Origin of the sequence: Brevibacillus sp. AY1, from assembly GCF_029870785.1 — a bacterium.
Classification (GTDB): Bacteria; Bacillota; Bacilli; order Brevibacillales; family Brevibacillaceae; genus Brevibacillus; species Brevibacillus invocatus.
On the sequence record NZ_JAFLPN010000014.1, the window covers coordinates 77782 to 98207 of the forward strand.

16 protein-coding genes are annotated in these 20426 nt (G+C 50.5%); 1 reads left to right on the forward strand and 15 read right to left on the reverse strand.

Annotated features, from left to right (window positions below; translation table 11 throughout):
* Positions 1 to 55 precede the first annotated feature (55 nt).
* The 6 genes from rho to JZI27_RS13430 form a co-directional block, all read right to left on the reverse strand.
* Positions 56 to 1333, reverse strand: a complete 1278-nt coding sequence (gene rho / locus JZI27_RS13405) for a transcription termination factor Rho (RefSeq protein ID WP_280207786.1) — start codon at positions 1331 to 1333, stop codon at positions 56 to 58.
* Between the two features lie 52 nt (positions 1334 to 1385).
* Positions 1386 to 2348: a class II fructose-bisphosphatase gene (gene glpX / locus JZI27_RS13410; protein WP_122907949.1), complete on the reverse strand. Its 963-nt coding sequence runs from the start codon at positions 2346 to 2348 to the stop codon at positions 1386 to 1388.
* A 28-nt stretch (positions 2349 to 2376) separates the two neighbouring features.
* Complete coding sequence (locus JZI27_RS13415; protein ID WP_122907950.1) at positions 2377 to 3660, reverse strand: UDP-N-acetylglucosamine 1-carboxyvinyltransferase; 1284 nt, start codon at positions 3658 to 3660, stop codon at positions 2377 to 2379.
* Positions 3661 to 3739: 79 nt separating this feature from the next.
* A complete protein-coding gene (fsa, locus tag JZI27_RS13420) occupies positions 3740 to 4384 on the reverse strand; it encodes a fructose-6-phosphate aldolase (protein ID WP_251242655.1) in 645 nt (214 codons plus the stop codon).
* 15 nt (positions 4385 to 4399) lie between these two features.
* Entirely contained in the window at positions 4400 to 5254 is an 855-nt protein-coding gene (gene fba, locus JZI27_RS13425; RefSeq protein ID WP_122907952.1) for a class II fructose-1,6-bisphosphate aldolase, read from the reverse strand.
* Positions 5255 to 5360: 106 nt separating this feature from the next.
* Positions 5361 to 5735 carry a response regulator gene (locus tag JZI27_RS13430; protein ID WP_122907953.1) on the reverse strand — a complete coding sequence of 125 codons (375 nt, stop codon included), beginning with the start codon at positions 5733 to 5735 and terminating at the stop codon, positions 5361 to 5363.
* A 146-nt stretch (positions 5736 to 5881) separates the two neighbouring features.
* Here JZI27_RS13430 and JZI27_RS13435 point away from each other — a divergent pair, with 146 nt between their 5' ends.
* Complete coding sequence (locus tag JZI27_RS13435; protein WP_280207787.1) at positions 5882 to 6676, forward strand: lipid II flippase Amj family protein; 795 nt, start codon at positions 5882 to 5884, stop codon at positions 6674 to 6676.
* Between the two features lie 70 nt (positions 6677 to 6746).
* Here JZI27_RS13435 and JZI27_RS13440 read toward each other — a convergent pair whose 3' ends face one another.
* From JZI27_RS13440 to JZI27_RS13480, 9 genes are all read right to left on the reverse strand, one after another.
* Positions 6747 to 8345 (reverse strand): CTP synthase, encoded by a 1599-nt coding sequence (locus JZI27_RS13440; RefSeq protein ID WP_122907955.1) that lies wholly within the window; start codon positions 8343 to 8345, stop codon positions 6747 to 6749.
* 210 nt (positions 8346 to 8555) lie between these two features.
* On the reverse strand, positions 8556 to 9107 hold the full coding sequence (rpoE, locus tag JZI27_RS13445; RefSeq protein ID WP_280207788.1) for a DNA-directed RNA polymerase subunit delta: 552 nt from the start codon (positions 9105 to 9107) through the stop codon (positions 8556 to 8558).
* A gap of 216 nt (positions 9108 to 9323) precedes the next feature.
* Positions 9324 to 12575, reverse strand: a complete 3252-nt coding sequence (gene icmF, locus JZI27_RS13450; protein WP_280207789.1) for a fused isobutyryl-CoA mutase/GTPase IcmF — start codon at positions 12573 to 12575, stop codon at positions 9324 to 9326.
* Positions 12576 to 12596: 21 nt separating this feature from the next.
* Positions 12597 to 13232: a TetR/AcrR family transcriptional regulator gene (locus JZI27_RS13455; protein WP_122908121.1), complete on the reverse strand. Its 636-nt coding sequence runs from the start codon at positions 13230 to 13232 to the stop codon at positions 12597 to 12599.
* A 229-nt stretch (positions 13233 to 13461) separates the two neighbouring features.
* Entirely contained in the window at positions 13462 to 14604 is a 1143-nt protein-coding gene (locus JZI27_RS13460) for an acyl-CoA dehydrogenase (RefSeq protein ID WP_122907958.1), read from the reverse strand.
* A gap of 74 nt (positions 14605 to 14678) precedes the next feature.
* The gene (locus JZI27_RS13465) at positions 14679 to 15821 is read right to left on the reverse strand and encodes an acyl-CoA dehydrogenase (RefSeq protein WP_280207790.1); all 1143 of its coding nucleotides are present in this window, start codon (positions 15819 to 15821) and stop codon (positions 14679 to 14681) included.
* 29 nt (positions 15822 to 15850) lie between these two features.
* Entirely contained in the window at positions 15851 to 16702 is an 852-nt protein-coding gene (locus JZI27_RS13470; protein ID WP_122907960.1) for a 3-hydroxybutyryl-CoA dehydrogenase, read from the reverse strand.
* 14 nt (positions 16703 to 16716) lie between these two features.
* Positions 16717 to 17898: an acetyl-CoA C-acetyltransferase gene (locus JZI27_RS13475; protein ID WP_280207791.1), complete on the reverse strand. Its 1182-nt coding sequence runs from the start codon at positions 17896 to 17898 to the stop codon at positions 16717 to 16719.
* Positions 17899 to 18089: 191 nt separating this feature from the next.
* A complete protein-coding gene (locus JZI27_RS13480; RefSeq protein WP_280207792.1) occupies positions 18090 to 20168 on the reverse strand; it encodes a heterodisulfide reductase-related iron-sulfur binding cluster in 2079 nt (692 codons plus the stop codon).
* Positions 20169 to 20426 lie beyond the last annotated feature (258 nt).

Sequence of the window (20426 nt, forward strand, 5' to 3'; positions counted from 1 at the left end):
CGTTTGGCTACTCCTCCTACGGTATGCTTTCAGGCAAAAAAAAATGACGGCGAAATTAACTCACCGTCGTCGTACTTGCTGTTTTTCCTTTGCTATGTTTCGCCTCTAAGGATTGTACAAATTCCTCATTGGTCTTGGTATCCGCCAATTTCTTAATGAAGGAATCGACGAACTCGTTCGTTTCGTTCATATTTTTGCGGATCATCCACAGTTTTTCCAGTTCTTCCTTGGTGAGCAGCAGCTCTTCACGCCGCGTACCCGAACGGCGGATATCGATCGCCGGAAAAATGCGGCGTTCCGACAATTTGCGATCCAAGTGCAGCTCCATATTTCCCGTTCCTTTAAATTCTTCGTAAATGACGTCGTCCATCCGTGAGCCTGTCTCCACCAATGCTGTAGCCAAGATGGTCAGACTGCCACCCTCTTCAATGTTCCGCGCAGACCCAAAGAAGCGTTTAGGGCGATGAAAAGCTGCCGGATCGATCCCGCCTGAAAGTGTCCGACCACTCGGCGGAATGACGAGGTTGTACGCTCGAGCCAGTCGTGTAACGGAATCGAGCAAAATCACAACGTCCTTTTTATGCTCGACCAGACGTTTGGCACGCTCCAGCACCAGTTCTGCCACCTTGATGTGATTCTCAGGCAACTCGTCAAAAGTAGAGGCCACTACTTCCCCTTTGACGGAGCGTTGCATGTCGGTCACTTCTTCCGGCCGTTCATCAATCAACAGAACAAACAAATGAATATCGGGGCGGCTTTCCGTGATACTGTTGGCAATTTCCTTCAGCAGCATGGTCTTCCCCGCTTTTGGAGGAGCTACGATAAGTCCACGCTGTCCAAGTCCAACCGGAGCAATCAAATCCATCAGACGAGTGGAAACACGATCTGGGGCAGTCTCCAGGACGAGCTTGTTTTGCGGATAGAGCGGTGTCAATGCAGGGAAATGAAGACGCTCAGCTGCCGTCTCAGGATCTTCTCCGTTTACAGCCTCTACTTGCAAAAGTCCAAAATAACGCTCATTTTCCTTCGGGGGTCTGGCTTTACCGGAGACTACATCACCCATTCTCAGATCAAATCGACGGATCTGGGATTGGGAAATGTAGATGTCCTCAGAGCTGGGAAGATAATTGATGGGACGAAGAAATCCGTACCCTTCCGGCAGGATTTCCAAAACGCCCTCCATAAACATCAGCCCATCCCGCTCCGCTCTGGCACGAAGAATGGAAAATATCAATTCTTTCTTTTTCAATTGTGAATAATACGGAATGTGATATTCCTTCGCCAGTTTGTACAGATCGGTCAGCTTCTTCTCTTCTAATTCAGAAAGTAACATACATCCACCACTCTTTTTATACTCTTCAACTTATTCTCGTCCGAACAAGGAATTACAATACCAGTGTAGGTTTGCGCTCCAATCGGTGATTTCCTTCAATAAATCGAACTGTTCCTGTTTTTGCACGCATGACCACGGAATGGGTAGAAGCCCGCATTCCCTGGAAGCGAACACCCTTCAGCAGTTCACCGTCCGTAACGCCGGTCGCAGCAAAAATCGCGTCGTCACCTTTGACCAGATCATCCATAAAGAGCACTTGATGCGGATTGATCAGGCCCATTTGCTTACAGCGTTCGATCTCCTCTTCACTATGCGGCAGAAGTCTCCCTTGAATTTCTCCACCCAGGCACTTGAGTGCGACAGCAGCCAGAACACCCTCCGGTGCACCACCGGAACCAAACATAATATCTACACCCGTATCAGGAAATGCCGTGTTGATCGCAGCCGCCACGTCACCGTCAGAGATCAAACGGATACGTGCGCCAGCTTCGCGGATTTCATGAATGATCTTTTGATGGCGGTCCCGATCCAGGACGATCGCGACCAGATCGCTGATATCTTTGCCTTGCGCCTGGGCCACCGCTTTCAAGTTGTCACGGACGGGGGCATTGATATCAACCTTGCCTACCGCTTTTGGCCCGACAGCCAATTTTTCCATGTACATATCCGGTGCATGCAGGAGATTGCCTCGGTCCGCAATAGCAATGACAGAGATCGCCCCCCACGTTCCTTTGGCAAGAATGTTGGTTCCTTCCAACGGGTCAACCGCTACGTCCACAGCAGGTGCAACGCCTTGTCCCAAGCGTTCCCCGATATAAAGCATCGGCGCCTCGTCCATTTCACCCTCACCGATAACCACGACTCCGTCCATCGGAACCTTTTCAAACTCGTTTCTCATAGCAGTAGTTGCTGCATCGTCAGCCTCGTCTTTTTTTCCGAGACCCATCCAACGTGCAGACGCCAAGGCTGCTGCCTCTGTCACTCGTACCAATTCAAGCGTTAAACTGCGTTCCATTCTGGAAGACTCCTCTCCTGGTGATAGGCTAACGTTGATGTTGTTCCGAACGCTGCAAACCGACACGCTTTATGTCAGCTCCGAGTGTTTGCAGCTTTCCAACTAGATTTTCATAGCCGCGATCAATGTGCTCCAGTCCTTCCAATTCTGTCGTTCCCGAGGTTGCCAGACCAGCAATAAACAGCGCTGCACCAGCTCGCAAATCGGAAGCGACTACCTTGGCTCCATTCAAACGACTGCCACCTTCAATGACAGCGGAACGGCCTTCCACTTTGAGCGTCGCACCCATACGGCGCAATTCATCGACATGGCGAAAGCGCGAGCTGTAAATGTTATCCGTCACAATACTGGAGCCCTTCGCCATCGTCAGCAATGTCGTGATCGGCTGCTGCAGATCGGTCGGAAACCCGGGATACGGGCTCGTTTTGACATCAATGGAGCGATAACCCATACGTCCAACCACTTGGATCGCGTCATCCATCTCCGTCACGTCAACCCCGATCTCGCGCAGCTTGGCTGTCACAGACTCCAGATGCTTGGGGATAACGTTCTCTACCATGACGTTGCCATTCGTAGCCGCTGCCGCGATCATATACGTACCTGCCTCAATCCGATCCGGGATAATCGTATGACGACAGCCGCGCAAACGGTCAACACCCTGGATACGGATCAGATCTGTCCCTGCACCCTTGATGTTTGCCCCCATATTGTTCAATAGAGTAGCCACATCGACAATCTCTGGTTCCCGGGCCGCATTTTCAATCACTGTCACACCGTCTGCTTTGGCAGCAGCAAGCATGATATTAATCGTCGCTCCCACACTAACCAGATCGAGGTAAATGCGCGCGCCACGAAGCTTGCCATCCCGAGCACGAATGGTCATGACGCCGTTCTTGTTCTCCACTTGTGCACCCATTGCTTCGAATCCTTTGATATGCAAATCGATGGGACGTGGCCCCAGGTCACAGCCGCCCGGCAAACCTACCTGTGCTTCACCGAATTTTGCTAAAAGAGCGCCCCACAAGTAATAGGAAGCGCGCAGCTTTTTGATTCGGCCATTCGGCATCAGCATCAGTTTCATTTCACGACCGTCGATCTCCATCCAATCTTCTTCGAACAACACATCAGCTCCCATTTCTCTCAGGAGCTCCTGATAAATGTCTACATCCTGAATACGGGGAAGATTGTCAATGACAACTGGCCCATCAGCCAGTAGTGCGGCCGGAATAAGGGCAACCGCGCTGTTCTTCGCCCCACTGATGGTTACTGTCCCAGCAAGTGGTTTTCCACCGTTGATGATTAGCTTATCCATGCTTTGATCTCCTCAGGCGTAATCGGGAAAGAAGCACCTTCCCCGATGGAAAAGGTGCTTGGAAATGCACAAGTCTGTCCTATTTTTGCATGCTTGCCCAGTCTGCAAGGAATTTCTCCAGGCCACTTTCCGTCAACGGATGGGCAATGAGCTGTTTAAACACTTTTGCCGGAATCGTGGCGTAGTGAGAACCGCGTCGTGCAGCCTCTGTTACATGAACAGGGTGACGGACGGAAGCCGCGATAATTTCGGTGTCGATGTCGTGGACCGAGAAAATTTCTGCAATATCTTCAATCAACTGCATGCCATCCTGACCAATGTCGTCGAGGCGACCCAGGAAAGGAGAGACGAACGTTGCGCCTGCTCTGGCAGCCAGCAGTGCCTGATTGGCAGAAAAGACCAGTGTCACATTCGTTTTGATTTTCTTTTTCGCAAAGTACTTGGTTGCTTTCAAGCCTTCTGCTGTCATAGGCAGTTTGACCACGATGTTTTTGGACAAGGCAGCCAGCTTCTCGCCCTCTTCAATCATGCCTGCTGCATCTGTGCTGATGACTTCGGCGCTGATGGGACCATCGACAATGTCGAGAATTTCTTTCAAGGTTTCGATGAAATCGCGGCCTTCCTTGGCAACCAGGGAAGGATTGGTCGTGACGCCTGCGAGGACGCCCCACTCATGGATTTCACGAATTTCTTCTACGTTCGCTGTATCAATCAAAAAGCGCATGATGTACCTCCTTGGTTACGCACGGTTGCTACTGCCGAACAGGCGCATTTTGCCTTTGACAACTTCCTTGATCGCATCGCGACCAGGGCCGAGATATTTGCGTGGGTCAATCTCGTTTGGTTTGGCAGCCAGGATTTTGCGAATCGTTTCGGTGCATGCGACTTGGCTTTCTGTGTTCACATTGATTTTACCAACACCGAGGCTAATCGATTTTACTATCGCTTCATCCGGCACTCCGGAACCACCGTGCAGTACGATTGGTGCCCCAATTTGGCTGGCTACCTTTTCAATGATGTCGTAGCGGATTTTCGGAACGCCTTTGTACATTCCGTGCGCAGTACCTACTGCGATCGCCACGTAATCCACTTTGGTTTCATTCCAGAAGTGAATGGCTTCATCCGGATTTGCCAGAGTAGCATCTTCTTCGTCTACGGACAGATCGTCTTCCACTCCACCGATTGTACCGAGCTCACCCTCTACGGAAACGCCAACCGCATGAGCCGCTTCTACAACCTGTTTCGTCAAGCGAATGTTATCTTCAAACGAATGGTGGGACCCGTCGAACATAACGGAAGAGAATCCCGCACGAATACATTTCATGACGATATCAAAGTTGCTTCCGTGGTCCAGATGCAAAGCAACTGGTACTCCAGCGCGCTCTGCTGCTGTCTTGGCAATCGCTACGGTATAATCGAGGCCCATGTATTTAAGAGCTCCCTCAGACACACCAAAAATCACAGGCGACTTTTCTTCCATAGCGGCTTCTGTGATTGCTTGAGTAAACTCCAGATTATTAATGTTGAATTGACCAACAGCATACTTATGCTTTTTGACATCTTCGGTAAAGGCGGTCATAGGTACCAGTGGCATGTTTTGTAAATCCTCCTCTAGCAGACTTCATTAATGTCGCTTATTATACCACAGAGCCGTATTTGTTAACAGGTACGCTTGTATCGAATCTGTGTATGACGAAAGACTAGCATGCCAGCTGTTGATGAACAGCCAGACGTAATTCATCAATATCAAAAGGTTTGGTAAAATGAGTCAAAGCACCCAATTGCGTAGCTTCCTTGATCATGTCCAGCTCTCCATAGGCCGTCATCATGATCACCTTAATATCCTGATTGATCTTTTTGATATGCTTTAAAATCTCAATGCCATCCATGCCAGGGATTTTCATATCCAGAATGACGAGGTCAGGCGATTCTTTTTCCACGATTTCCAAAGCCATTTTCCCATTTGCTGCCTGAAACGTTTTGTAGCCCTCTTTGCCCAGCACCTCGTACAACAAAATGCGAATGCCGTACTGATCATCGACAACTAACACTTTTTTGTCGTGCTTGTCAAACATGACTAAATTCCTCCTGACCAAAGCTATTACTTAACTTACTAACTTCGCCTAATTTCAGGAAACTCCTTCCCCGAAAGGATTGAATTTTTCCCTTTGAGAGCTTTGGAGTATAATGGAGAGTACTTGCGATTAGGGGGATTACCCTTATGTATACCATTTTGCTGATCTGCACGTTGACTTTTATTATTCATACAACCGAAACGCTTTCATATGCCCTTCGCTTTGCAGGTGTACAGACGGGAAGGCTGGCTGTCGCCTTGTCTTTATCTGGCATGATCCTGCTTATATCCCGCACCTCCAATCTGATCCAATCCCCTTTTTCCGGGGGACTTATCGATCAAGCCGTGCTGATGCATACAGACCCAAGCTGGAAGCTGCACCTGATCATCGTTGCATCATCCTTGGGTACCTTGGCCGCCATCTTTCTGTTCCCTACCTTTGTACAGCTGTCCAAGCGCCTGATCTCCCATCTGGAATTGGCGGGCTCTATACCCGGGATGCTGCGTTCAACTGTTAATATTCAAAGCATCCGACGCGCGCGCCATCACGTTCGCTTGCCCAAACTAGCTTCCCTCTCCCGCTTTCGGATCAAAGGAGTACCCAAGCGCCTGCTCATACTGAATGCTTTGGGCACGGCCATCTATACATCCAGTGTACTGGCTGTCCTCTACGCCTCGATGCTCGCTCCTGACTACAAGGCAACGGTTCTGACATCCTCTGGCCTGATCAACGGATTTGCCACCATTTTCATGACCATTCTCGTGGATCCTCAGGTCGCTCTCTTGACCGATAAGGCGATACAGGGACAAGCATCGCACGAAGAGATTCGGCAAATGTACCTGTGGCTGATGATCTCCCGTTTCTTCGGGACGCTGCTGGCTCAGTTCATCCTCATCCCTGCTGCTTATTGGGTGGCGTGGCTCGCTCCTTTGTTTCAGTGATTCACTGACAAACCAAAAACGCACCTGCGACTCCCCAATGGGACACAGGTGCGTTTTTCTATTTACAAGATTACTTGTGGTTCAAAGATGCTTGGACAAAATCACGGAAAAGCGGTTGTGGGCGGTTCGGACGGGAAGTAAACTCTGGATGGAATTGTGTAGCCACAAACCAGGGATGCTCGGAAACTTCCACGATCTCTACCAGACGGCCATCCGGAGTCGTACCCGCGAAACGCAGACCCAATTGCGCCAATTGCTCGCGGTATTCGTTGTTCACTTCATAGCGATGACGATGGCGTTCGTACACCAGTGTATTTCCATATGCACGCTCGGTGAGGCTTCCTGCGATTACTTTGGTTGGACCTACGCCCAAGCGCATGGTACCGCCCTTGTCCTCCACTTCTTTTTGCTCCGGCAACAGATCGATGACCGGATATGGAGTTTGCGGATTGATCTCAGAGCTGTTCGCACCATCCAAGCCTGCCACGTGACGGGCAAACTCGATGACAGCAATTTGCATCCCCAGACAGATACCCAGGAACGGAACTTTATTTTCACGCGCGTAGCGTGTAGCGGTGATTTTCCCTTCAATACCACGATCACCGAAGCCACCTGGTACGAGGATTCCGTCTACATCACCCAGCAGCTCTTTCACATTGTCAGGGGTTACTTCCTCAGCGCTCACCCATTTGATTTCCACGTTGGAGTCATTTGCATAACCGCCATGATACAGCGCTTCAGCAACGGAAAGATACGCATCGTGCAACTCTACGTATTTACCAACGATGGCAATGCGCGTCACTTTGGACAGGTTTTTGATTTTGTTGACCAGTGCTTTCCACTCGGTCATATCCGCTTCCTGGCAATCCAATCCGAGATGGCGGCATACATAATCATCCAGTCCTTGCGCTTGCAATTGCAGAGGAACGTCATACAAGGTTTCGGCATCCGCACATTCGACCACCGCTTTTTTGTCGATGTCACAGAACAGGGCCAGCTTATCCTTCATTTCTTGTGTCATCGGCTTCTCAGTACGGGTCACAATCACGTTTGGCTGGATACCCAGACTGCGCAGTTCTTTTACGCTATGCTGAGTCGGTTTGGTTTTCATTTCACCAGCTGCCTTGATGTAAGGTACCAGTGTCACGTGAATGTACATCACGTTTTCGCGACCAATGTCACTCTTAATTTGACGAATCGACTCCAGGAAAGGCAAGCTCTCGATGTCACCAACTGTACCGCCGATTTCTGTGATCACCACATCGGCTCCCGTTTCACGGCCTGCACGGAATACGCGCTCCTTGATTTCATTGGTGATGTGAGGAATAACCTGCACCGTGCCGCCCAGATAGTCGCCACGGCGTTCTTTCGCGATGACAGAAGAGTAAATTTTACCAGTTGTTACGTTGGAGTTCGCACTGAGGTTGATATCAATAAAACGCTCGTAGTGGCCCAGATCCAAATCCGTCTCTGCTCCATCGTCAGTTACGAATACTTCCCCATGCTGGTACGGGCTCATGGTTCCCGGATCCACGTTGATGTATGGGTCAAACTTTTGAATCGTTACTTTGAGTCCCCTGTTCTTCAGGAGTCGGCCCAGAGAAGCCGCTGTTATCCCTTTTCCCAACGAGGATACGACCCCACCTGTTACAAAAATATACTTCGTCATCGTTTACGTCCCCTCTTCCCTAATCCTTTTAAATGATGATGAATGCAGATATAAAAACGGCTTATGAAAAAAGAAAAAACAAAAGCGAGTCCTATCCCGAAGTTGTTCGGGTAGGGGCACTTTTGTTTTATAGTTTTCCATATTTAATCCTTCTTCATGTGAAGCCCAAGGAGTATTTTATCTGTCCCTCAGACGGAAGTCAAGGACTTATCACCGATCGTCTTCTTCAGAGTCCTCTTCTACTTCTTCTTCCTCTCCTTCTTCATCTTCGAACAGCTCATCTTCTTCTTCAATTTCTTCTTCGTCGATCTCGCCATCGATCTCTTCTTCCTCGATTTCAGCTTCTTCATCGACAAATTCTTCCTCGTCTTCGAAGATCACAACTTCATCTTCCTCGTAATCATCAACGAGCTCATCTTCGGATTCGAAATCGTCGAAGTCGTCGTCCATGATGACCTTCTTCTTCTTGCTTACGCCGCCTTCTTGGGTTTCATCTACGGTATCAGTCGGGTACCAACGCTTGAGACCCCAGACATTGTCACCCAAGCAAACGAAACGGCCATCGATATTAATTTCAGTGTATACTTGAGCGATGATGGCATTTACTTGTTCTTCAGTCAGCTTGCGCAGAACAACCAGCGCATCCATCAGTTCGCGGAAGTTATAAGTACGATTGTTTTCACGCAGGATTTCGTATGCAATGTCAACCAATGCCATCTCACTTAGTCTCTCAGCATCAATGTGTGCAAGTTTTTGACTCACTACAGGCACGCCCTTTCCTATACAAAACTTGACTTTGTATCCACCCTTGCCGCTAAGCGACTCGGACTTGCTAACTGTATCGAAAGAATGAACTTCTCAATCGTACAAAGATATGAAGGCTATCATACAGTATTCCTTATTTTAGACGAAAATGCAAGGCTTTCAAACCCCGTAGAAAAAAACAAATCCCTTGGTCAAAAACCAAGGGATCGGATGCTACATATTTCGACGATATTGACCGCCCACTTCATACAAAGCAGCACTGATTTGTCCCAGGGACGCTACCTTGACCGTCTCCATCAGCTCAGCGAAAATATTGCCCCCTGATACCGCCACTTCCTGCAATCGGCGCAAGGCCACAGGGGCTGTATCCCGATGAAGCTCCTGGAAAGACCGCAGATTGACGATCTGCTGCTCCTTCTCTTCCTCCGTTGCCCTAGCAAGCTCAATCTCGTAATCTTCCTCAGACGCATTCGGATTGATAAAGGTGTTCACGCCGATGATCGGCAGCTCGCCTGTATGCTTTTTCATTTCGTAATACATCGACTCATCTTGAATCTTGCCTCGCTGGTACTGCGTTTCCATCGCTCCAAGGACGCCGCCACGGCTGCTCAGGCGTTCGAATTCCTGCAGCACGGCTTCTTCTACCAGATCTGTCAGCTCTTCGATGATAAAAGCACCTTGCAGCGGATTTTCGTTCTTCGCCAATCCCATCTCTTTGTTGATGATCATCTGGATCGCCATCGCCCGGCGTACCGAGTTCTCCGTCGGCGTCGTGATCGCTTCATCATAGGCATTGGTATGCAGCGAATTGCAGTTGTCGTAGATGGCTACGAGCGCTTGCAGCGTCGTACGGATATCGTTGAAATCCATCTCCTGGGCATGCAGGGAGCGGCCCGAGGTCTGAATGTGGTACTTCAGCTTCTGGCTCCGTTCATTGCCTCCGTAGCGGTTTTTCATCACTGTAGACCAGATGCGACGTGCAACTCGACCAATCACCGTGTATTCAGGGTCCAAGCCGTTGGAGAAGAAGAAGCTCAGATTCGGCGCAAAGTCGTCGATATGCATGCCACGGCTCAGGTAGTACTCTACATATGTGAAGCCATTGGCCAAAGTGAAGGCAAGCTGCGTGATCGGATTGGCTCCCGCCTCGGCTATATGGTAGCCGGAAATGGAAACCGAGTAGTAGTTGCGCACCTTGTGATCGATAAAATACTGCTGAATATCGCCCATCATCCGCAAGGCGAACTCTGTGGAGAAAATACAGGTGTTCTGTCCCTGATCTTCCTTGAGAATATCCGCCTGCACGGTTCCGCGTACAGTAGAAAGGGTATACGCCTTGATCTGGGCGGCTTCCTCCGCAGTAGGCTGGCGGCCTTCCCGCGCTGCAAAGGCCTCGAGCTGCTGTTCGATTGCAGTGTTCATAAACATCGCCAAAATCATCGGCGCAGGTCCATTGATGGTCATCGACACTGAAGTGCTTGGTGCGCACAGATCAAAGCCCGCGTAGAGCTTCTTCATATCCTCCAGCGTACAGATGCTGACCCCGCTTGTCCCGATCTTGCCGTAGATGTCTGGCCGATAATCTGGGTCCTCCCCGTACAGGGTCACAGAATCAAAAGCGGTGCTGAGGCGCTTCGCTTCATCATTTTGAGAAAGGAAATGAAAACGTCTGTTGGTGCGCTCTGGTGTCCCTTCCCCGGCAAACTGCCGCTTGGGGTCCTCGCCCTCCCGCTTGAACGGGAACACACCTGCTGTGTACGGGAATTCTCCAGGTACATTTTCTTTCATTGACCACTTCAGAATCTCGCCCCAATCCTGGAAGTCGGGTAGAGATACCTTGGATATCCGCGTACCTGAGAGGGATTCGCTGAACAGCTTGGTCACGATCTCCTTGTCGCGAATCTTGGTGACCAATTGGTCCTGCCTGTACGCTTCCTTCAGCTTAGGCCATTTTTCCAGTATGTGCTGACACTCCGGATGAAGTTTGGCTTCAAAAAGGGCAATCTGCTTATCCAGCACTGCCACTAATTCCTCCGCGGTCACTTCACCTGATGCCAGGAGCGTTTCCTTTGCCCCGTGCAGTTGGAACAGCTTTCTTGCAATCCCGGACTGCTCTTCTGTATAGACACGGTATTGTCGCACCGTATTGGCAATATCCTGCAAATAATTGACGCGCTCTACCGGGATTAACGAAGTTTTATGAATCTTAACCGGTGTCGCATCAAGCTGTTCTACAGACCAATCCACACCTGTTTTTTCTACGATCCTGCGCATCAGCGCGGCGAACAACACATTGGTGCCGGGGTCATTAAACTGGCTGGCAATGGTCCCGTATACCGGTATCTGCTCGTCTGGTAAATCAAACAGCTGGTGGTTGCGTCGATACTGCTTGCGCACTTCCCGCAACGCGTCCTCCGAGCCTTTTCGCTCAAACTTGTTGATCGCAATCAGATCAGCAAAATCGAGCATATCGATTTTTTCCAGCTGGGAAGGGGCACCGAATTCACTGGTCATGACGTACATCGAGACATCGGAAACCTCTGTCACCTGTGCATCGCCCTGACCGATCCCGCTCGTCTCGACAATGATCAGATCGAAGCTGGCTGCCCGTGCGACACGGATCGCATCCTTTACCGCTGCCGAAAGCTCAGAACCTGATCTGCGTGTAGCCAGGCTGCGCATGTACACCCTTGGCGTATTGTTTGCGTTCATGCGAATCCGGTCACCAAGGAGCGCTCCACCTGACTTTTGCTTGGATGGATCGACCGACAAAATCGCCACCGTCTTGTCTTGGTACGTGCGAATAAAACGTCGAACCAGCTCATCCGTCAGGGAGCTTTTTCCTGCCCCACCCGTTCCTGTAATACCCAGGACAGGGATGGTTACCTCCGGCTCTGTTACTTGTTTCAGTACCGAATCTTGCCATTCCGTGTTTTCTACTGCGTACTCCGCTACAGAAATCAGACGGGCAATCGCCTGATGATTTTGCTCCCGAAGCTCACTCAGTTCCTGATCGATTTGTTTCACTGTAGGAAAATCGGATTGCCGAATCATGTCGTTAATCATGCCCTGCAAGCCCAGTCTACGCCCTTCATCCGGGGAGTACAGCTTGCATACGCCATAGGACTCTAATTCGCGGATTTCGCGTGGAACGATGACACCGCCACCGCCGCCAAAGACACGGATGTGTCCAGCTCCGCGCTCTTTCAACAGATCAATCATGTATTTGAAATACTCGACATGCCCGCCCTGATAGGAGCTGATGGCAATTCCCTGCGCATCCTCCTGTATAGCAGCGGTTACGATATCGTCAACGGAGCGGTTGTGTCCCAGATGGATCACTTCCACTCCCGAAGATTGCAAAATACGACGCATAATGTTGATTGAGGCATCGTGACCGTCATACAAACTGGCTGCAGTCACAAAGCGGACCTTGTTTCGCGGACGATACACTTCTGTTTCCATCGTTCCACTCTCCCCGATAGCTTATTGTTCGGAGACGCTGATTTCACGAAGCAAGAGTGCAATCTGCTTCTCCGTAAATTCTTCCAATGTATAATGCTTGTGCAAAGCCCAACGACGGAACACCCACATCTCTGCCAAAACCATGATGTTATCCGCCATCAACTTTACATGCTTCTCGTCGATGTTGATAGAGCCGTCTGCTATTCCTTTGCGTAGAATTTCCACAAAAATTTGAGCAATCTCTTCTTCGCGCCCCAGCACATAGCGCAGGGTTTCTTTTGGCAATGATTTGGATTCCTGATAAATCAGGAGCACGCGATCACTCATCTGGTCCATCACGCGAATCAAGCTTTTCAGCGCCAGTTTCATGATCTTCAATCCAGTGCCGTTAAAATTGATCGCTTCTCTCAAACGTGTCTCCATCTCGGCATGAATCGCATCACAAACGAGATACAGCACGTCTTCCTTGGACTCGATGTATTCGTACAAGGTTCCGATGCTAAAGCCGGATGCGCGGGCAATTTCCCGTGTGGTCGTTTTATGAAAGCCTTTATGAATAAAGAGATCAACGGCAGCTTCGACAATCTGTTCACGCCGTTTTTCAATAAGCTTTGGATCTTTTACCAGGGAAGGTATCGTTCTTTTTTTATCAGACACAATGAAACCACCTTTCAAACTGACTGAGCGTTTGGTCAGACATATGTTGGAAAGAAAGGAAAAAAAACGCTCTGCTGTGATACGTATCGCCATTATTATACGCGAGTGTAAAGCGGAAGCCAAATCTTTCTTTTCCATCAATGAGAGGGGAAATGTGCCTTCGAACGTTGAGACCAGACGGGAGTGCATGACGGATCACGACACTCCCACACTGCTCCCTGAACCCATTCTATTCTTTCAAGAGGAAATTGCTGATCACGACGCGCTGAATCTCGTTGGTACCTTCGTAGATTTGCGTGATTTTGGCATCGCGCATGAACCGTTCTACCGGATACTCACGCGTGTAGCCATAGCCGCCGAATACCTGCACCGCTTCTGTCGTGACTTCCATCGCAATGTCACCAGCAAACACCTTGGACATCGCTGACGCCTTTCCATACGGCAGTCCCTGGTCCTCGAGCCATGCTGCCTGGTACGTCAAGAGACGCGCCGCTTCGATTTTGGTTGCCATATCCGCCAGCTTGAACTGGATGGCCTGCAGAGAAGCAATTGGCTTGCCAAACTGATTGCGCTCCTTGGCATACGCTACCGCATGCTCAAATGCTCCCTGTGCGATCCCCAATGCTTGCGCGGCAATGCCGTTGCGTCCTCCGTCCAAGGTCATCATGGCAATCTTGAAGCCTTGACCTTCTTCGCCCAAAATATTTTCTGCAGGGACCCGGACATCTTCAAAGTTGATAGCCAGCGTCGGCGAGGAGCGAATTCCCAGTTTCTTTTCTTTTTTGCCCATCGTAAAGCCAGGCATGTCTTTTTCCACGATGAAGGCCGTGACGCCTTTATGCTTGAGTTCAGGCTGGGTCACCGCGAACACGATGTAGATTTCCGCTTCTCCGGCGTTGGTGATAAAAATTTTGCTGCCGTTCAGGATGTAGTGGTCGCCGTCGCGAACAGCGGTCGTGCGCATTCCTGCCGAATCAGAGCCGGAGCCTGGCTCGGTCAGACAGTAGGCACCCATTTTCTTGCCTTCTGCCAGCGGACGCAAATATTTTTGCTTCTGTTCCTCCGTACCGAACTTGTAGATCGGCCAGCTTGCCAGCGAAACCTGTGCAGACAGAGTCACACCGATGGAAGCATCCACACGGGAAAGCTCTTCAACTGCAATCACATAGCTGAGATAGTCAGCTCCAGCACCGCCGTATTCCTCTGGCCAGGGAATTCCCGTCAGCCCCAGCTCTGCCATTTGCTCAAAAATCGAACGGTCGAAGCGTTCTTCCTCGTCGCGTTCTGCTGCTGTCGGTGCTACCTGATTCTCTGCAAAGTCACGAATCATTTTGCGAAGCATTTCTTGTTCTTCTGTCAGTTGAAAATTCATCTCTTTCACTCCCCCAAATAGACGTGTCTGTTTCCCCGGTCATCGTCAAATCTGCTGCAACGAGTCAGGGCGTATTATTCAGCAAGCAATTGCTTGGTGATGACAAGATGTTGAATTTCATTGGTTCCTTCATAAATCTGCGTAATCTTTGCATCCCGGAAAAGGCGTTCTACCGGATATTCACGTGTGTAGCCATAGCCGCCGAATACCTGGACAGCCTCTATCGCCAGCTTCATGGCAGCATCCGATGCAAAGAGCTTTGCCATCGAGGCTTCTTTCGTGCAGGGAAGCCCCTTGCTGCACAGCCAAGCTGCTCGATAGACCAGCAGACGTGCTGCTTCAGCCTTGGTCGCCATGTCCGCCAGTTTGAAGCCCACTGCCTGAAGCTTGCCGATCGCCTGACCGAACTGCTTGCGTTCTTTGGCGTATTCGGTAGCGTAGTGAAGGGCTGCTTCAGCGATCCCTAGCGCTTGTGCCGCGATACCGATCCGTCCTTTATCCAGATTGGCCATCGCGATGGTAAATCCTTCTCCTTCATTCCCCAAAAGATTGGCTGTCGGAACGACGGCATTGTCGAATACGAGCTCTGTCGTATTGGAGCCGTGCAGCCCCATTTTCTTTTCTTTTTTACCAACAGTCAGACCGGGGGTATCCTTATCTACAATAAAGGCGGAAATGCCTCTTGCCCCTTTACCCGGATCGGTTACTGCAAAGGTAATGTACGTATCCGCTACCCCGCCGTTGGTAATGAAGATTTTGCTGCCATTGAGAATGTAGGCATCCCCTTTGCGAACAGCCTGTGTACGAATACTGCTGGCATCCGAGCCTGCATGCGGCTCTGTCAGGGCAAAGGCTCCCAGATATTCACCTGTCGCCAATTTCGTGACGTATTTATGCTTCTGCTCTTCCGTACCAAAATAGAGGATGGGATTGGTTCCCACAGACGTATGGACGGAAAGAATGACACCCATTGTTGCGCTGACCTTCGCTATTTCGTTGATCGCCAGAATATAGGAGACAAAATCAGCCCCTGCACCTCCCCACTCTTCCGGTACCGGGATGCCCATCAGCCCCATTTCTCCCATCTTTTTGACAATGTGGAGCGGGAACTGTTCCGTCTCTTCCATGATCGGAATAAACGGCGCCATCTCCTTGTTCGCGAAATCACGAACCATGCGACGCATCATTTGCTGCTCTTCATTGAAATGGAAATCCATCTTAGTCCTACCTTTCTGCCTTCATCTCGTCAGTTGTACTCGTAGAAACCTCGACCGGATTTTTTACCTAGCCATCCCGCTTTTACGTATTTGCGCAAGAGCGGGCATGGGCGATATTTTGAATCGCCAAAGCCTTCATAGAGCACTTCCATGATCGCGAGACACGTATCAAGACCAATAAAATCGGCGAGCTTGATCGGACCCATCGGATGATTCATCCCCAGCTTCATCACTTCGTCGATCGCTTCGGGAGTCGCTACTCCTTCGTATACGCAGTATATGGCTTCGTTGATCATCGGCATCAAAACACGATTGGATACAAACCCCGGAAAATCATTCACGCTGACCGGAACCTTTTCCATTTGCTTGGACAGATCCTCCGTGAGCTGATAGACCTCATCGCTGGTTTGCAGGCCACGGATGATCTCGACCAGCTTCATGACAGGAACAGGGTTCATGAAGTGCATCCCGATGACTTTCTCAGGACGTTTGGTAACCGCTGCAATCTCTGTAATCGGCAAGGAAGAGGTATTGCTCGCCAGAACCGTGTGTGGCGGACAAATCTCGTCCAGACGGACAAAAATCTCAGATTTGATCTTCATGTTTTCCGTTGCTGCTTCGACGACGAAATCCACATCCCGTGCGTCAGCCAAATCGGTGGAAGCTACCAGCCGTGCAAGAATGGCTTCCTTGTCTGATGCTGTCAATTTGCCCTTCTCTACATTGCGGGACAGGTTCTTTTCAATAGAAGCCAGACCGCGATCTACAAAATCCTGGCGAATATCATGGAGATAGACACGAAAGCCTGCCTGAGCGGCTACCTGTGCGATTCCACTGCCCATTTGTCCTGCGCCAATCACCATAATGGTTTGTACATTCATATCAAAAGGCCTCCCTAATCGACTTTGATCAAAATGGCATCCCCTTGTGCTGCGCCACTGCAAATGGCTGCGATTCCCAAACCTCCGCCACGCCGCTTCAGCTCGTAGGCCAGATGCATGATAATCCGTGCTCCACTGGCCCCGATCGGATGACCTAGCGCGATTGCTCCACCATTTACATTTACTTTTTCTTCGTCCCAGCCGACGATTTTACCGCTGGTCAAGGTAACGGCAGCAAAGGCCTCGTTCACTTCAAAGAGAGCGATTTCGTCCAGTGCTACGCCTGTCTTTTGCAGCAGCTTTTGAATCGCCAAGCCTGGAGTCGTAGCGATATACGGCGCTTCTGCTCCGACCTGTGCGTGTCCTAGAATCGTAGCTAAAGGCTGTATTCCGAGCTCCTGGGCTTTGGCATCCGACATCAGCACCATCGCGGCTGCTCCGTCGTTGATGCCTGGCGCGTTGCCGGCAGTTATCGTTCCGTCCTTTTTATATACGGGCTGCAGTTTAGCCAATCCCTCTATTGTCGTATCCGGGCGCGGCCCTTCGTCAGTCGCTACCAGCAAGGGCTCGCCTTTTCTTTGCGGGATGGAGACAGGTACGATTTCCTCCGCAAATAGTCCATTCTGCATCGCTTGCGAGGCCCGCTGCTGACTGCGCAGCGCCCACAGATCCTGGGCTTCACGCGTAATGTCGAACTCCTCTGCGACATTACTGCCGTGAACGGCCATCGGCACCTGATCAAAAGGGCAGGTAAGGCCGTCGTACATCATCAGGTCGCGTACGGTTGCGTCACCCATCCGCAGGCCGTAACGAGCATCAGGGATTGCATACGGGACGTTGCTCATGCTCTCCATGCCACCCGCTACGATAATCTCGCCATCTCCCGCACGAATGATCTGATCGCCCATCGTGACGGCACGCATCCCGGAGGCACATACCTTGTTGATCGTCTCGCTCGCTACCTCCCATGGAAGTCCCGCTTTGCGCGCTGCCTGGCGGGAGGGCACCTGACCTGCTCCAGCCTGTACGACCATCCCCATGATGACCTCATCCACCTGATCCGCTTGGACACCAGATCGCTCCAAAGCCGCCTTGATCGCTACGGCCCCCAAATCCACGGCAGATAACGCTTTCAACGAGCCGCCAAATTTGCCGAAAGGTGTGCGAGCTGCGCCTACAATCACTGTCTTAGTCATCTATCCGACCCTCCGCTTCGATGATCTATTTTTCGGCCTAGCCGTTTTTGAATACATACCCAACTGATTGAGCGGTCGCTCATTTTTATTCTACTCTCATTTTGCCCCTTGGTGTTGCAATAGTCAATGCATTTGAAAAAGAAAAAGTTGTACTACCTTAGCAGTACAACTTTTCCCAGAGCGGCGATGAATCAGATCGCGTCTGCCAGAATTTCGGCTACATCGCGCGTCTTCACTTGCTCTTCTTGCTCCTTCATTTTCACACCATCGTTCATCATCGTCAGGCAGTATGGGCAGGCACTTGCGATGGCAGTCGGATTGACTTCCAGCGCTTGCTCGGTCCGCGCCACGTTGACTCGTGTACCCTCGTGCTCTTCCATCCACATCAAGCCGCCGCCAGCACCGCAGCACATACTGTCGCAGCCGCTGCGTTTCATCTCGACCACTTCCACGCCCGGGATCGCTTCCAGAATTACGCGTGGCTTGTCGTAGATTTCATTGTAACGTCCCAGATAACAGGAATCGTGGTAGGTGATGCGCTCTTTTACTTCTTTGGTCGGGTTCAGGCGACCTTCCTTGACCCACTGCGCCAGCAGCTCGGAATGATGGTACACTTCCGCCTGCAGCCCAAATTCCGGATATTCGTTCTTGAACGTATTGTAGGCGTGCGGGTCGCAGGTGACGATCTTCTTCACCTCATACCCTTCGAACAGCGCGATGTTCTCCTGTGCCAGCTGCTGGAACAGGAATTCGTTCCCGATGCGGCGGGCTGTATCGCCGGAGTTTTTCTCCTCCGTGCCCAAAATGGCAAACTTGACGCCTGCTTCGTGCATCAGTTTGACAAAGGCTTGGGAGATTTTTTGACTGCGCAGGTCAAACGAGCCCATCGAACCAACCCAGAAGAGGTACTCGAATTCTTCTGCTTGCTTCACGGTCGGCACTTCGTACTCGCCGTTCAAGCCCTCGATCCACTTCAGGCGATCCTTCCGGTTGATTCCCCACGGATTGCCCTGGCGCTCGATATTGTTGAGCGCACGCTGCGCTTCAGCTGGCATGCTTCCTTCCGTCATCACCAGGTAACGGCGCATATCGATAATTTTGTCTACGTGCTCGTTCATCACCGGGCATTGGTCCTCACAGTTGCGACAGGTGGTGCAAGCCCACAGCTCCTGCTCTGTGATGACATCCCCGATCAGGTTCTTGTCGTATACTTCTGCAGCAGCTCCCTCGGAAGCAGCAGCTACCTGAGAGGATTGCACAGCGATCTGATTCGCTGTTGTTTGGGAAAATGCAAAGCTGGGCATCCACGGTGTGCGGGATGTAACGGCAGCTCCCTTTTCTGTCAGGTGATCGCGCATCTTCGTAATCAGATCCATCGGAGAGAGCATCTTGCCTGTTCCCGATGCAGGACACATATTCGTGCAACGCCCGCATTCCACACAGGCGTACAGGTCAATCAATTGGGTTTGCGTAAAATCCTCGATCTTTCCTACGCCAAAGACTTCCTGTGATTCGTCTTCAAAGTTGATACTGTTCAGCTTTCCAGGCGGGTCCAGCTTTTTGAACCAGACATTGACCGGCGCAAACAGCAAGTGAGCGTGTTTGGATTGTGGGACATAGATCGCAAAACCGAGCAAAATGATCAGGTGCAGCCACCAGAATACATAAAACAGCGCTGCTGCTGCAGTGGGCCCCACACCGATAGCGGTAAACAAGCCAGCCAATACAGAAGAAATCGGAGCGAACACAGATCCTTCATGACCAAGCCAGATCAGCTCGAAAGCAAGCGACAAAAGAACCGTAGCCATCAGAGAGGAGATCAAAAGCAGGACAATACCGGATTTGAAGCCGCGCTTGAGACGCTTCAGCTTTTCGATATATCGGCGGTAAAAGGCATATCCGACTGCCGCCAGGATCAGGAAGGTCGTTACCTCCTGCATCAAGCTAAAATACTTGTGAGCGCTACCAAACGGAAGCTCAAAGCCCTTAGACAGCCCTTTGATGATCAGCTCAATCGCACCGAATTGCAGAATGATAAATCCGTAGAACATCACGACGTGCATGACACCGCTCTTTTTGTCCTTCAGCAGCTTCTTGTGAAAGATGACGTTGTCCAGCATCAGGTTGATGCGTGCACCAAAGTCGTCCTTCACGTCTGGCTTTTTGCCGAGCTTAATGAAGAGATAACGGCTGTACACAACATGACCGGCCAGGTACAGCCCGTACGCAAGCACCAGGAAAAAGGCGATCAGGTTTATAAGTGCCAGCATGATTTTCAACTCCCCTTCTTGTCTGATTGTCTATTATTTTCTATCTTATCAGAATCAACCGAAAAAATGAATGACTATTCACTCATTACCTACATTTCCGAGCAAGGCATTTTGAGCGACCGCTCAGTCTTGCGTAGTCTTGTTCTTAATGATACAACCAAACCATTACATATGACCACACTTTTATTAGAAAACTTGGCTACGCCAAGCTTTTGGCGGAGCCTTAGTTGCACTTATACTATCTTCCGCTAATCTTTT